Origin of the sequence: Cellulophaga baltica, assembly GCF_018861125.1 — a bacterium.
GTDB lineage: Bacteria > Bacteroidota > Bacteroidia > Flavobacteriales > Flavobacteriaceae > Cellulophaga > Cellulophaga baltica_A.
Map to the genome: position 1 here is coordinate 23,618 of NZ_JAHKQN010000030.1, position 14,180 is coordinate 37,797.

General features: G+C 31.6%; 13 protein-coding genes. All 13 read left to right on the forward strand.

Features of this window, described 5'->3' with window-relative positions; translation table 11 throughout:
- Nucleotides 1–231 precede the first annotated feature (231 nt).
- The 13 genes from KO500_RS15450 to KO500_RS15505 all read left to right on the forward strand — a co-directional run bounded on the left by KO500_RS15450 (nucleotide 232) and on the right by KO500_RS15505 (nucleotide 13,967).
- Entirely contained in the window at nucleotides 232–1,362 is a 1,131-nt protein-coding gene (locus tag KO500_RS15450; RefSeq protein WP_215957468.1) for an NAD(P) transhydrogenase subunit alpha, read from the forward strand.
- A 20-nt stretch (nucleotides 1,363–1,382) separates the two neighbouring features.
- Nucleotides 1,383–1,709, forward strand: coding sequence for an NAD(P) transhydrogenase subunit alpha (locus KO500_RS15455; protein WP_215957469.1), 327 nt, complete (start codon nucleotides 1,383–1,385; stop codon nucleotides 1,707–1,709).
- A 12-nt stretch (nucleotides 1,710–1,721) separates the two neighbouring features.
- Nucleotides 1,722–3,131, forward strand: a complete 1,410-nt coding sequence (locus KO500_RS15460; protein WP_215957470.1) for an NAD(P)(+) transhydrogenase (Re/Si-specific) subunit beta — start codon at nucleotides 1,722–1,724, stop codon at nucleotides 3,129–3,131.
- A gap of 77 nt (nucleotides 3,132–3,208) precedes the next feature.
- A complete protein-coding gene (locus tag KO500_RS15465) occupies nucleotides 3,209–4,612 on the forward strand; it encodes an NAD-dependent succinate-semialdehyde dehydrogenase (RefSeq protein WP_215957471.1) in 1,404 nt (467 codons plus the stop codon).
- Between the two features lie 50 nt (nucleotides 4,613–4,662).
- A complete protein-coding gene (gene adhP, locus KO500_RS15470) occupies nucleotides 4,663–5,694 on the forward strand; it encodes an alcohol dehydrogenase AdhP (protein ID WP_215957472.1) in 1,032 nt (343 codons plus the stop codon).
- Nucleotides 5,695–6,231: 537 nt separating this feature from the next.
- Nucleotides 6,232–6,750, forward strand: coding sequence for a YybH family protein (locus KO500_RS15475; protein ID WP_215957473.1), 519 nt, complete (start codon nucleotides 6,232–6,234; stop codon nucleotides 6,748–6,750).
- Nucleotides 6,751–6,973: 223 nt separating this feature from the next.
- On the forward strand, nucleotides 6,974–8,470 hold the full coding sequence (locus tag KO500_RS15480) for a hypothetical protein (protein WP_215957474.1): 1,497 nt from the start codon (nucleotides 6,974–6,976) through the stop codon (nucleotides 8,468–8,470).
- Between the two features lie 347 nt (nucleotides 8,471–8,817).
- Nucleotides 8,818–9,135, forward strand: coding sequence for a DUF6660 family protein (locus KO500_RS15485; protein WP_215957475.1), 318 nt, complete (start codon nucleotides 8,818–8,820; stop codon nucleotides 9,133–9,135).
- A 76-nt stretch (nucleotides 9,136–9,211) separates the two neighbouring features.
- Nucleotides 9,212–11,374 (forward strand): TonB-dependent receptor, encoded by a 2,163-nt coding sequence (locus KO500_RS15490; RefSeq protein ID WP_252732565.1) that lies wholly within the window; start codon nucleotides 9,212–9,214, stop codon nucleotides 11,372–11,374.
- Nucleotides 11,375–11,376: 2 nt separating this feature from the next.
- Nucleotides 11,377–11,793, forward strand: a complete 417-nt coding sequence (locus tag KO500_RS15495; protein WP_215957477.1) for a Fur family transcriptional regulator — start codon at nucleotides 11,377–11,379, stop codon at nucleotides 11,791–11,793.
- A 53-nt stretch (nucleotides 11,794–11,846) separates the two neighbouring features.
- On the forward strand, nucleotides 11,847–12,431 hold the full coding sequence (locus KO500_RS15500; RefSeq protein ID WP_179317919.1) for a methyltransferase family protein: 585 nt from the start codon (nucleotides 11,847–11,849) through the stop codon (nucleotides 12,429–12,431).
- Between the two features lie 379 nt (nucleotides 12,432–12,810).
- Entirely contained in the window at nucleotides 12,811–13,206 is a 396-nt protein-coding gene (locus KO500_RS17430) for an RNA-binding domain-containing protein (protein WP_252732567.1), read from the forward strand.
- Nucleotides 13,194–13,967: a hypothetical protein gene (locus KO500_RS15505; RefSeq protein ID WP_252732569.1), complete on the forward strand. Its 774-nt coding sequence runs from the start codon at nucleotides 13,194–13,196 to the stop codon at nucleotides 13,965–13,967. Before KO500_RS17430 ends, KO500_RS15505 begins: the two co-directional genes overlap by 13 nt.
- Nucleotides 13,968–14,180 lie beyond the last annotated feature (213 nt).

The window sequence follows — 14,180 nt, forward strand, 5'->3', positions numbered from 1 at the left end:
AGTTAAATTTTAAGTTTCTTACCCTATAAACATTGACTTGTAAGAATAAATAAAAAACATACATAGTAAACTATGATTTCTGTCATGTTTTTTAATTGCAATTAAAAATAATTTTGAGTAACCAATCTACCTTTTAGTGATCATATAGGTCTCATTTTTATAAGGTTAAGGCAAATATGTGAAGCTTAAAAAGTAGTCTGTATTAAATAATACTTTTTAATTTTTTTCATCATGATTATAGGAGTTGTAAAAGAACCGGATAAAGAAGATCGTGTATCTCTTCTTTCCGATGAAGTCAAAAAGCTAACAACCCAAGATATTCAAGTTTGGGTAGAAAAAGGAGCAGGAGAAAAAGCATTTTGTTTAGATGATGCTTACAAAAAAGCAGGAGCAATCTTAAAAACCAGGAAAGAGCTATTAATAAATGCCGATATATTAATAAGCATTCATCGAATAGAATTGCCTAAAGATTTAAAAAGTAAAGTTCTTATTGGTATATACCAACCTTTGTATGATGTTTCACAAATAGAAAATTTAGCCATTGATGGTCATGTTGTTTTTAGCATGGATATGCTTCCGAGAACTACGCGTGCTCAGTCTATGGATGTATTAAGTTCGCAATCTAATGTAGCCGGTTACGGTGCATTTATTTTAGCAGCATCTAATTACCCTCGTTATGTTCCTATGTTAATGACAGCAGCAGGTAGTATAAAACCAGCTACATTATTAGTTTTAGGCGCAGGTGTTGCAGGCCTACAGGCAATAGCTACAGGTCACCGTTTAGGGGCCGTTGTACAAGCTTTTGATACAAGGCCTGCGGTAAAAGAAGAAGTTGAAAGTTTGGGTGCTAAATTTATAGAAGTTGAAGGCGCTCAAGATGCTTCAAAAGCAAAAGGGTATGCAGTTGAACAAACGGAGGCATTTAAAGAAAAACAAAAAGCAAAAATAGCATCATGCATTCAAAAAGCAGATATTGTTATTACTACAGCTCAAATTTTTGGAAGTAAAGCTCCCATACTTGTAACTAAGGAAATGATTGAAACTATGGAGCCAGGCTCTGTAATTGTAGATTTAGCAGCTTCAACGGGTGGAAATACGGCTTTGACTAAAGATGCAACAAAAATTATTACACCTACCAACCAAGTAACTATTATCGGAGATTCAAATATACCTTCAAAATTCCCGTATGATTCTTCAAAATTATATGGTAGAAATATTACTAATTTTTTAAAGCTGATAACTACGGATAAAGGAGATTTAAATCTTGATTTTTCAGATGAATTAGTATCAGGTACTTGCATTACCAAAGATGGTAAAATAGTTAATGAAAGAGTAAGTAAGCTTTTGGAAGTAACAGTTTAGGAACTATAAAATAAAATATCATGCAAGATTTTTTTCAATTTATAACGGATAATGAACAAATGATTTACCTCATAATACTAATGATGTTTTTAGGTGTTGAAGTAATATCACAAGTACCATCTATACTCCATACACCTTTAATGAGTGGAGCAAATGCAATACATGGTGTTATTGTAATTGGAGCAATAATAGTGATGGGAGAATCTGATGCTAATAATTATTTAGCAATGTCAATTGGTTTCATAGCAGTAATTGTAGGAACTTTAAACGTAGTGGGAGGTTTTGTTGTAACAGATAAGATGCTTGGTATGTTTAAATCAGATAAAAAAAATAATAGTAATAACTAAAAATTTAAAAAGATGCTTAGTACTTCATTATTACTTATATGTTACCTAGTAGGTTCAGTAGCCTTTATTCTAGGTTTAAAAATGCTCTCTTCACCAAAAACTGCCTTAAATGGTAATCGGTTAGCAGCAGTTGGTATGCTTATAGCTATTGGCGGAACATTCTTATTTTATAGAAATTCAAATGGGGAACCTTTAGGTAACCTTATATACATATTTATTGCCATTGCAATAGGGGCAACGATAGGCACACTTGGGGCTAAAAAAGTAAAAATGACAGCCATGCCTCAATTGGTAAGTTTGTTTAACGGTGCAGGTGGGTTGTGCGCAAGTTTAATTTCAATTGTTGAATTTAACCGTATAATATCATCAAACACAATAAACCAGATTTCAACAGGCTTTTTATTAATTCTTATAGCAGATTTGTTAATTGGTAGTGTTTCTTTTTCAGGGAGTATGATTGCTTTTGCGAAATTAAACGGAAACATAAAAAAAGTCACTTCTTTTACAGGGCAACAGTTTATAAATTTTGGAATATTAATACTTATAATATTTCTAGCAGTATTAGTAGTAAATGGTAGTGTTAATACATCACTTTACTTTTACGCTATTTTTAGTTTAGCCTTGGTTTACGGAGTGTTATTTGTAGTACCTATTGGCGGTGCAGATATGCCAGTAGTAATATCATTACTAAACTCTTTTACCGGAATAGCTACAGCTTTTGCTGGTTTTCTATATAGTAACCAAGCAATGATGACTGGTGGTATACTCGTAGGTTCAGCAGGTACCATATTAACTCTTGTTATGTGCCGTGCAATGAATAGATCGTTAAGTAAAGTTTTACTGGGTTCTTTTGGGGCAAAAAAAACTGCTACTGGCGAAAGTGCTGAACGTGATTACAAAGAAATTTCGGTGTCTGATACAGCAATGATTATGAATTATGCACATAAAGTGATGATAGTTCCTGGTTATGGCTTAGCAGTAGCACAGGCACAACATGCTTGTCATGATTTAGATAAGATACTTACTGATAAGGGAATTGAGGTTAGTTATGCTATTCACCCAGTTGCAGGTCGTATGCCAGGTCATATGAATGTTTTGTTAGCAGAGGCAAATGTACCCTATGACGAATTAGAAGAAATGGAACCTTCAAATGATGAATTCCCTCATACTGATGTTGTATTAGTACTTGGTGCAAATGATGTCGTAAACCCTGCAGCAGAAAATGATCCGGCAAGTCCAATTTACGGCATGCAAATATTAGAAGTTGATAAAGCAAAGCAAGTAATTGTAAATAAACGTACCATGCACCCTGGCTATGCAGGTATTTCAAACGCTTTGTTTTACGAAGACAATACTTCTATGCTTTTCGGAGATGCAAAAAACGTATTAGAACAAATAATAACAGAAATCAAATCAATGTAAAACTCTAATAAACAATATTAAGATCAATTTTATCATAAAATAAAAAATCACTGATTATTAATTAAAAAATAGATATCATGAATTCACATGTAAAACATTCTCCAATTAAAACAGTCAATCCTTTTACAAACAAAATTGAAAAAGAGTTTGATGTAATGACTTCTGAACAAGTTGCAAAAATTATTGACAATGCAGATGTAGCTTTTAAAAGCTGGAAAAACACTCCTTTTTCAAAAAGAGCAACAATCATACGTAAAGTAGCGTCAATTATGAGAGAGCGGAAAGAAACTCTTGGTAAATTAGCAACTATTGAAATGGGTAAGTTACTCGCAGAAAGTATTTACGAAGTAGAACTTTCAGCTAATATTTTTGATTATTATGCTAATAATGCTGCTGAATTTTTAGCTGATAAGCCATTAGATGTTAAGCACGGTGAAGCATTTTTAAGTTATGAACCTATAGGGGTAATATTAAGTGTACAACCCTGGAACTTCCCTTACTACCAAATAACAAGATCTGCCGCTTCAAATTTAATGGCCGGTAATACCATGGTTTTAAAACACGCTTCAAATGTGCCACAATGCGCACAAATAATGGAAGATATTTTTAAAGAAGCAGGTTTACCAAATGGTGTTTATACTAATTTGTTTGTTCCGGGTAGATCAGTTTCCGCAATTGTTTCTAACCCAAAAATTAAAGCAGTAACCTTAACAGGTAGTAAACCCGCAGGTTCTAGTATTACAGCAGCTGCAGGTGAAAATGTTAAAAAATCAACTTTAGAATTAGGTGGTAGCGACCCTTTTATTGTTATGGCTGATGCCGATGTACAAGAAGCTGTAGATGTGGCTGTTTCAGGTAGAATGTGGAATGCAGGTCAAGTTTGCGTATCACCAAAAAGAGTTATAGTACCTAAAAGTCTGTACAATGAGTTTTTAGATAAAACTAAAAAAGCATTTGCAAATTTAGTTGTTGGTGATCCTATGGATGCGGCTACAAATGTGGCGCCTCTAAGTTCAGAACAAGCAGCAGTTGATGTACAAAAACAGGTTCAAAAAGCAGCAGAACAAGGAGCGGCAGTACGTATAGGTGGGAATAGAGTAGATAGAGAAGGTGCATTTTTAGAACCTACATTAATCACCGATATTACCCCTGAAATGGATGCATATTTTGAAGAGATTTTTGGTCCTGTATTTATGTTATATCAATATGATACAATTGATGAAGCTATTGAAATTGCAAATGCGACTGAATTTGGTTTGGGAGGTAGTGTTTTTGGAAAAGACACTAAAAAAGCAGTTGAAGTTGCTCGTAAAATTGATACCGGTATGGTATATATAAACCATGTAACGGGTATTGCCCCAGAATTACCATTTGGTGGTACAAAAGAATCTGGGTTTGGTAGAGAACAATCACCTGCTGGTATTTATGAATTTACAAATGCTAAACTGATAAGAACCACTTCTTCTGATAAAGCATATTAGAGCGTTTAATAAGAAAAGTTTAGAAAAAAAAACATATAAAATTATCTCATATGAAAATTCCAGAAACAATGAAAGCAGCAGTTGTGCATGAGTTTGGAGCACGATTGCAGATAGAAGAAGTTGAGGTTAAAAAACCAGGCAAAAACGAAGTTTTAGTAAAAGTGATTGCTTGTGGTGTTTGCCATACAGATTTGCATGCTATTGAAGGTGATTGGCCCGTTAAACCTATTATGCCGCTAATACCAGGTCATGAAGGTGTTGGGCATGTAGTTGCTCTTGGTGAAGATGTAGCCAATGTAAAAATTGGAGATGCCGTTGGTGTGCCTTGGCTTTATAGTGCTTGCGGATGCTGTGATTATTGTATTACAGGTTGGGAAACTTTATGCGAATCACAAGAAAACGGTGGTTATAGTGTAAATGGTGGCTTTGCCGAATACGTAATTGCTGATGCCAGGTACGTAGGTAAGTTGCCAAAAAACGCTAATTTTTTAGAATTAGCACCAATTTTATGTGCAGGTGTAACCGTTTATAAAGGTTTAAAAGAAACGGAAACAAAACCCGGAGAATGGGTCGCAATTTCAGGTATAGGAGGTCTAGGGCACGTAGCAGTTCAATATGCAAAAGCTATGGGAATGAAAGTTGCAGCGATTGACATTGCAGATGAAAAACTAGATTTAGCAAAACGGCTTGGTGCAGATATTGTTGTTAATGCTAAAAATACAGATCCAGGTACGTATTTGCAAAAAGAAATTGGTGGTGCGCATGGCGCATTAATTACCGCAGTATCACCAATAGCTTTTAAACAAGGTATGGAGGTACTAAGACGTAAAGGTACTATGGCTTTAAATGGCTTGCCACCTGGTGATTTTGATTTTCCAATATTTAGTACTGTTTTAAATAGAATAACCGTACGTGGTTCTATTGTTGGTACTCGTAAAGATTTGCAAGATGCTATAGATTTTGCAGTTGCGGGTAAAGTAAAAGCAAATATTCATAAAGCAAAATTAGAAGATATTAATGATGTTTTTGACCAAATGAAAGCAGGGAAAATTGAAGGACGTGTAGTTTTAGATTTTGCCTAGTAGTTTTTTAATAACTTTAAAAATGAGAGTTACATTTTTAATTGTAAGTGGAGATTAATCTTTTTTACAATTAAAAATGTAACTTTTTATATTTTAATACAATTACCATTGTAAGCTTATTAAAAACAGAAAATAACACAGCTTTTAATTTAGTAGAATTGCAGTACGAAGGAAAAAAACAAGTCTAAAAATTACGTCTATCTCTCAAGGACTTTTTACTACAAAAGACTTTTATTTTTTACCATTGCGGAAAACCACATTATAAATTGATTTTGTTTTTTGATCTTTGAATAGAGCCACTTGCAGTTGTATATTTATAAAATAGCTATAAATTGCATGGTGTAAGAATATTCAACCTTAAAACAGTGGAAGCTAAAAAATACAAAACGGAACAAAACTTCCGCATAGCCAACCAAAATGGCAGTATAAAAGGAAGAAAGTTCCGCATATAAACAAGTTGTAGCACATTGCGGAAATCAATCCTCATAATATTATTTGTAACTTACAAACAACTATTAACCAATTATATATAAAATTATGAAAACAAAAATGACATTTGTATTGATTATAATTTTCGGAATTGTAATTACAAGTTGCAAACAAAAGGAAGAAAAAGTTGAAGTTGAAGAAGTGAAAATAGATTTAATTAATAATGAATTTCCTGAAGCAAAACAAGAAGTGAAATCAGTTTTGGACAGTTTATTCATCAGCATTCAAAAAAGAGAAACAGAGGAATTACTTTCTTATCATTTGTACTCGGATAAATTTACAGAATTTCGTGATGGATTGCCGAGAACAGGTTCATCTGAAAATGAAGAATATGAAAGACAATTAATAAAGAATATTTCTTCTTTTGATTACAATCTTGGAGATTTAAAAATCGACATTTTTGATAGAGTTGCCATTGTTACCTTCAATGCTGATTTCCGACCTACTATTGGAGAAAATGTTGTCCAATTATGGAGACAGGGAACAATTGTATTTGTCAAGAATAACGGAGTTTGGAGAATTACGCATGAACACTTCTCACCTATGAATGTAGAAGAATCGGAATAAAAAACGTGCTACAACACAGTATATAATTAATGGCTAGTTTTAGCTTACTTACGAAAATCCTCGCGGATTTTCTATTCGGTATTTGTTTGCTAAATTAGGTGCTTAAACACGCCACTAATCATATACATAACCGTTGGCGGTAATTTGAATGACAACCTATAAACAAGAAATTAAAGACCATTCCAGAGAATTAATTTGGAAACACTCAATCGACAATTTAACATTGAATCGGGAGGATAGCAAAATTCTAAATTCAAAATATATTAATCGACTTTGGGACTTTGCATTTGAAGACCATATTTTAAAGTATGGAATTGCCGATAAAGTAAATGAGCAATACCTTAATGATTGGAATAGTTTTTCAGAACAAACTTATTCAACAAAAAAAACTGACGAGTTAAAAGTTGCTTATCTATGTGGACCTGAACCTCAAAATGATTTAGACCACTTATTAAATTTAGGGATTAGAATTGAAAACGTTTATGCTTTTGAAAGCGAAAAACAAGCATATAACCAAGCTCTTAATTCATTAAAAGACAGTTATCCAACTTTAAAAATATTTAATGGTAAAATTGACCACTATCTAAAATCTACGGCAGTCAAATTTGATATTGTCTATTTAGATTTTACAGCACCTTTATTTAGCAGAGATTCTAAACCATTTCAAACTATAATTACATTATTCGAAAATCAATCATTGAGCAATCTTTCAAGTCTAATTGTAAATACTTGTTATCCTGACAAATCAAATGAAAATATTGACTTTTTGACTTCCTATTTCCATTATCAAGCATTTTATGATTATCTGATTTATGATTCATCAGATAAAGATGGAAAAGGTCGTTTTATGGAAGATAATTTTTCAGCAGGTATTTATGATAAAGAAGAGTTTAAGCCATACGTGGATAAGAATTTTGAATATGCTTATTCAGCTTTCCAAACAAATTTCATAATAAACTATAGTAATCACATTTTACCAATTACAAATGTTCTAAAAAACCCTTTGTTATTAAAAAGGTTATTTACAACAGACTCGAAAACTATTCTAGAAGAAATAGACAAATTTGAGAAAAACGAAAGCACATATTTAAGTCCTACAAACTATTCGCTCTTCCATTTTTTTAATGAAATAATGGAAGGTGATTCCAAAATTAAAAGAAGCTGGAAAAATTTTATTTCAAAGAATGACTATAATGGTCATAGTATGGAAATGGCTGTGAAGTTTTTCTATATGCAATTAAATGCGCCATCAGAGGGATTTATGCAAATATTATCGGATGGAATGAAAAAATCGATTCCAGAAATAATGGCTAATATACCAGATTCAATAAAAAATGAAAGTAGAGGATTGTTTTGTGATGTCCCAATGATTCATTTATGGCAAGAATTAGCTATAAATCAATTAGGTTATCCATATCATCACAACACTAAAGCTCACAAGAGATTTTCTTATACTGCGAAGGAAAGAAAAATGTGTGTTGATATATTTACGTTTGACCAATGTAGGTCTTTGTATGATTGGCTTCCAATGATTGAATATTATGGAGAAGATTTGAAAATTATGGAACGACAGATTTTGACAAGAATATGTATTGACGCCATCGCAAAACATAGTTTGCATATTTTACAAAACCAGTATTTTGGAGCACACATTGTCTGTATAAATGATAGAAGTTGGTCTGAAAATCACTATTTTGATAATCGAGAAAATTTAGAATAAAAAACTACCGCCAACAATGGCTATAAGTAATTGCTTGTTCTTGCCTACTTGTGAAAATCCTCGCGGATTTTCAGTTTGGTGTGTACTTGCTAAATTAAGTGATAACCCACGCAACTACTCATAGCCGAGACCGTTGTGCATAATGCGGAAAATCGTTCTAAACATCAACATTTGAACTAAAAAAGCCAACGCGCAAACAGCACATTTATTTTTTTTGCCAATGCGAAAAGCCAACGCTTAAAAAAACAAAAAGAGCTGTTTCTTTGCCAACGCTAAATCCGTTCTTGACAATCGGAATAAAAAACTTTGCAACACCATTGCATCGAAATTTATTTATCTTTGTGCCAATGAAATTTATAACTATCATACTATCATTATTAATTCTTGGTTTATCAATCAAACCTTGTTCTGATGGAAATAATGCCGAAGACCAACATCAAGAAGAAATATCTGCTGAACACAATCATCAAAATGATAGTGATGATACTTGTCCAATAACTTGTATTTGTAATTGTTGCGGAATCGCAATTACATATGAACCAATTCAAACTTTTGAATTAGGTGTTAATAATCAAATCTCTACAGAAATATTATCTGTCTATCAATCAATCTACAGATTTAACTTTCATTCCAATATCTGGCAACCGCCACAATTAATTAGCTAAAAATATCGACTAAAAGTCAAAATTTTAAAGTTAATTAATATTTACATTTTCAATGAATAAATACATATTGAGCGCAATGCTCACAATTATAACGTGCTTTTCTATAAAAGCGCAAACATCTGATATACAAATAAAGGTAGTTTCAGAATCCGAAAACGAACCGTTATTAGGAGCAACAGTATATTTTGAGGAATTAGAAAAAGGAGCAGTAACCGATTTTGACGGAATTGCAACTTTTACAGAAATTCCAAACGGAGAACATATTATAATAATTTCATATTTAGGTTTTGAAACCTTAAAAACTACTATTCTAATCCCTAATAATTCAGATTTAATTTTCAAATTAAAAAGTGGTGGAAACGAATTGGACGAAGTTGTATTGCAATCTTCAAGAAGTACAAGAACGGTAAGAAAAATTCCAATAAGAATAGAATATATTGGTGCAGAAGAGTTAGGAGAAAAAGCCATAATGAATCCCACTAATATCTCAATGGTACTTCGTGAAAGCACAGGAATTCAAATGCAACAAACTTCTTTAAGTAGCGGAAGTACAAATATTAGAATTCAAGGACTCGATGGACGTTACACACAACTTTTAAGAGATGGATTTCCACTTTATGGAGGCTTTTCAAGTGGTTTGAGTATTTTACAAATTCCACCTTTAGACTTGCAACAATTTGAAATTATTAAAGGAAGTTCATCTACACTTTATGGTGGTGGAGCAATTGCAGGTTTAATAAATATGGTATCAAAAACACCAGACGAAGAACCTGCTTTAGACATTATGCTTACACAAACACAAGCATTAGGAAGTACTGCAAATGTATTTTACAGCAAACGGAATGAAAAGTTTGGTATTTCGCTTTACGGTTCAGGTCACTATCAAAAAGCTTATGACCCAGAAGATGATGGCTTTAGTAATTTACCAAAAACTAAATCTATTTCATTTAATCCAAAATTCTTTTATTATCCATCTGCCAAAACTACTTTTTGGTTTGGTCTAAACGGAACTTATGACGATAGAATTGGTGGAGACATTACTAAAATAGAAAGTGGCGAAAATGGAATTCATCAATATACAGAGGAAAACATTTCAAAAAGATTGAGTAGTCAAGCAGTTTACAAAACTCAAATAGATTCTATTAGTTCTTTGAACATTAAAAATAGTGTATCCTTTTTCGATAGAAATTTAACGATTCCCGATTTCAATTTTGATGGTAAACAAACCAACACATTTACAGAAATAACTTATCAAAGAGAAACATCAAGAGCAGATTGGATTTTTGGAGCAAATTTATATACTTCAAACTTTGACGAAAATGATAATGCAACTTTACAACGTGACCAAAAAGACATCACTTACGGAATGTTTGCTAACAATATTTATGACCTTTCCGAGAATTGGATTTTAGAAACTGGATTGCGAGCAGATTACAATACTGATTTTGGTTTTTTTCCACTTCCAAAAATTTCATTGCTTTATAAAAATGATAGCGGATTTTCGAGTAGAATTGGTGGTGGTTTAGGTTACAAAATTCCAGATATTTTTACAGAAGAGGCTGAATTTATAAACTTTGAAAATGTACTTGGCATTGATAAATCTTCATTAAAAGCAGAACGTTCCTATGGTGTAAATCTTGATTTCAATTACCAAACACGTTTATTTGAAAACATTGGTTTTTCTATTAATCAACTTTTTTATGTTACAGCAATTAACAACGGTTTGTTATTGAATAGTACAAATAACGGTTTGTTTGCATTTGAAAATGCAACTGATGAAATTTTTAGCAAAGGAGCAGAAACAAATATAAAGTTTACTTATAAAGATTTTAGATGGTTTTTAAATTATGCGCTTATAGACACTAAATTGAACTATTTGGCAGGAAATCCACAAAAACCACTAACCGCAAAACATAATGCAGGAAGTGTATTGATGTACGAATCTGAAAAATGGCGTATAGGTTATGAAACTTTTTACACAGGAAAACAATTTTTATCTAACGGAACCGAAACGACAGATTTTGTAACTATGGGTTTACTATTAATGCGTAATTTTAAATTTGGTAGTGCATTTGTGAACTTTGAAAATTTTACAGACAGAAGACAAAGTAGGTTTTCACCTTTGGTTTTACCACCACACGAAAATCCAGAATTTCCAGAAATCTATGCACCAACAGACGGTTTTATTTTTAGCGTTGGAATTATTATTAAACCGTTTGGAAACGAAGAGCATCATTAACTATGAAAACAATTGAAGAATTTTTAGAGTCAAAAAATATTAGAGTAACTGCAATGCGTTTATTAATTTATAAATTCCTTGCCGAAAAACTAGTTGCAGTTACGTTAAGTGATATAGAAAATGCTTTTGAGAAAGCAGATAGAACAACATTGTACAGAACTATTAAAACATTTGAAGAAAAAGAAATTGTGCATCAAATAGACGATGGCACAGGAATAACGAAATATGCTTTGTGCGAAAAGGGTTGTAATTGTGAGATTGAAACCGATTTGCATTTACATTTTCATTGTAATAACTGTAATGAAACCATTTGTTTAACAGAACATAAAATCCCTCAAATAAAAGTGCCTGATGGCTTTGTTTCAGAAAATGTAAACTTGGTTGTAAAAGGTATTTGCGATAAATGTAGCGGACAATAAATGCACTTCCATTGCATTGGTTATTATAGCATTTTTACATAAAATTAGAAACTATGTTATTATTCGCTTATCTCATATTGTATTTTTTATTGGTCTTTGTTTTAAGGTCTGTATTACTTTGGAAAAAAACTGGAATAAATCCATTCACATTTGAAAAGACAGATAATGCACACGATTATAATGGCAAGATTTTTACATTTATCACAGTTCTTGAGCTAATTGTTATAGGAATCTATGCTTTCAAAGAAGAATGGTATCAATATTTACTTCCTTTTTGGTATTTGGAAAATCAAACTTTACAGAAAATTGGTTGGGTACTTTTGTTGGTATCGCTGATTTTTGTTTGGTTTTCTCAAAGCCAAATGGCAAATTCTTGGAGAATCGGAATTGATGAAAACAACAAAACCAAATTGGTAACAAAAGGAGTATTTTCAATTTCAAGAAATCCTATATTTTTAGGAATAATGATTACGAATATTGGGTTATTCCTTGTAATTCCTAATGCATTTACATTACTAATAATTTCATTATCTACTTTAAGCATAAATACACAAATACGTTTGGAAGAAGAATTTTTAAAACGTGAATTCGGAAATGAATATAAAGAATACGCAAAAAAAGTAAGACGATGGATTTAATAATTAACGTAAAATTGCCAACGCTTAAAGCCATACACATTTACAGTCGCATCATCCAAGCTTCACCAAAACTGTAAAAGAGTATGTCTTGCCAACGCTCACTTTGGAACTAAATAACAAACATCGGAAAACCAAGCTGAACGTGAAAAGCACTATGCACAACAACGTGTATAAAACATAGCTATTATAGGCTTTCCGAGAGGTTTTTGTGTATTTGCAAAGTACGCCAAATTTTTAATTTTGTATATTTGAAAAAGCAAAATTAAATATAAAAATTAAAAATTCGGCTCGTGCTAAATCCGAAAAGTTAGCGTTTATTTATACGCTACGTTTCATACACAAGACCGTTGTATGCAATGCCGAAAAAAAATAAAAATCTATGAATTTAAAAGAATTAAAAGATGATATTTTAAAAACAATTGAGAATTTAAAAAATCACGGAAAATTCCCAAAAGAAAATAACCTTTATGATTATAAACTTGAATTAAATTTTTACGGTTTAACAGATGTGGTTGAAATATTTATGAGAAATTTCGCCAAAGATATTTTGTCTTTTTCAAATTCTAATGGCGGAATTCTATTACTCGGTATAAAAGAAGATAAATCAACTGGTCAATTAGATGACACAGGATTAAATCAAAAAAACATTGATTTACTCACCAAAATAGACTTAAACTTAGTCTCACAACAGTTTAATAAAATTGCAAAAACTGGAGTTGATTTAGATTTACAATCATTTCAAACTGGCACAAGAAAATTTTATTGGGATTATTAATTGAAAAACAAAATCAAATAATAATCCCAATAAACGACTTCGAAAAATATAATTTAAAAAAAGGAGAAATAACATATAGAGTATCAGGAAAAAATGCAACTGCTAATTCAACCACCCAAGATTTTAATCGATTTATTCAAATAAAAGCCAATGAGAAAAATAAGGAATTTATGGAAATTTGGTCAAAATTATTACCTGAAATGTTTGACATAAACCCAAGAGAAGTATTGATTTTAAATCCTAAAAGTAATACCGTTTATGGTTATAATTCAAAAGAAAATTTACTTTCAAGTAGTGAAATAGATATCGACCAAACAGAAGACGGAGCTTTTAATGTAATTTTGAATGCAATTTCCGCTGGAGATATAGGGAAAATATCAACTGATGAAGGGAAACCCATTTATAAAATTGTTGGAGAATTAAAAAGTAAAACCCCAAGAGATTTCATTTATTTCTCTTCTTTAATGAAACAAATAAAAGTTATTTCTAATTATAATTTTTCTTCCACGCAATTAAAATATGTTTTTAAATATTTAAAATGGAGTACCGATAATAGTTTTAAAATTGAGAACCCAGATGAAACAAAAATAAATCCTGAATTTAATCAATATATGTGGATTGAAATACTTGATAAAACTCATAAGGTCGTATTTTCTAAAAATGCAATTGAACCAATAACAGAGGCTATAAATAAACCCAAAAATCATTTAGCTATATTTGGTAAAGAATTACAACTTAAGTCAAAAAAGAAAACCAAATAGCACTGCATACAACAATGGCTAAAATTAATACAGGTTTTGGTGCTTAATCCAAAGTTTAGTGTATTTTTATAAAGTCCGCCAAATCTTTTGATTTGGCTTTAGAACAGAAAAAGATAAAACAAAATAAAAAGCTTTGGCTAATCGCTTAATCCGAAATTAAATGCTAATTTAATCCCGTACTAACATTAGCCGAGCCGTTGTCATTAATTTTAT

Coding starts and splice junctions, on each gene's coding strand:
- KO500_RS15450 (WP_215957468.1), top strand. CDS start 232: ATGATTATAGGAGTTGTAAAAGAACCGGATAAAGAAGATCGTGTATCT.
- KO500_RS15455 (WP_215957469.1), top strand. CDS start 1,383: ATGCAAGATTTTTTTCAATTTATAACGGATAATGAACAAATGATTTAC.
- KO500_RS15460 (WP_215957470.1), top strand. CDS start 1,722: ATGCTTAGTACTTCATTATTACTTATATGTTACCTAGTAGGTTCAGTA.
- KO500_RS15465 (WP_215957471.1), top strand. CDS start 3,209: ATGAATTCACATGTAAAACATTCTCCAATTAAAACAGTCAATCCTTTT.
- adhP (WP_215957472.1), top strand. CDS start 4,663: ATGAAAATTCCAGAAACAATGAAAGCAGCAGTTGTGCATGAGTTTGGA.
- KO500_RS15475 (WP_215957473.1), top strand. CDS start 6,232: ATGAAAACAAAAATGACATTTGTATTGATTATAATTTTCGGAATTGTA.
- KO500_RS15485 (WP_215957475.1), top strand. CDS start 8,818: ATGAAATTTATAACTATCATACTATCATTATTAATTCTTGGTTTATCA.
- KO500_RS15490 (WP_252732565.1), top strand. CDS start 9,212: ATGCTCACAATTATAACGTGCTTTTCTATAAAAGCGCAAACATCTGAT.
- KO500_RS15495 (WP_215957477.1), top strand. CDS start 11,377: ATGAAAACAATTGAAGAATTTTTAGAGTCAAAAAATATTAGAGTAACT.
- KO500_RS15500 (WP_179317919.1), top strand. CDS start 11,847: ATGTTATTATTCGCTTATCTCATATTGTATTTTTTATTGGTCTTTGTT.
- KO500_RS17430 (WP_252732567.1), top strand. CDS start 12,811: ATGAATTTAAAAGAATTAAAAGATGATATTTTAAAAACAATTGAGAAT.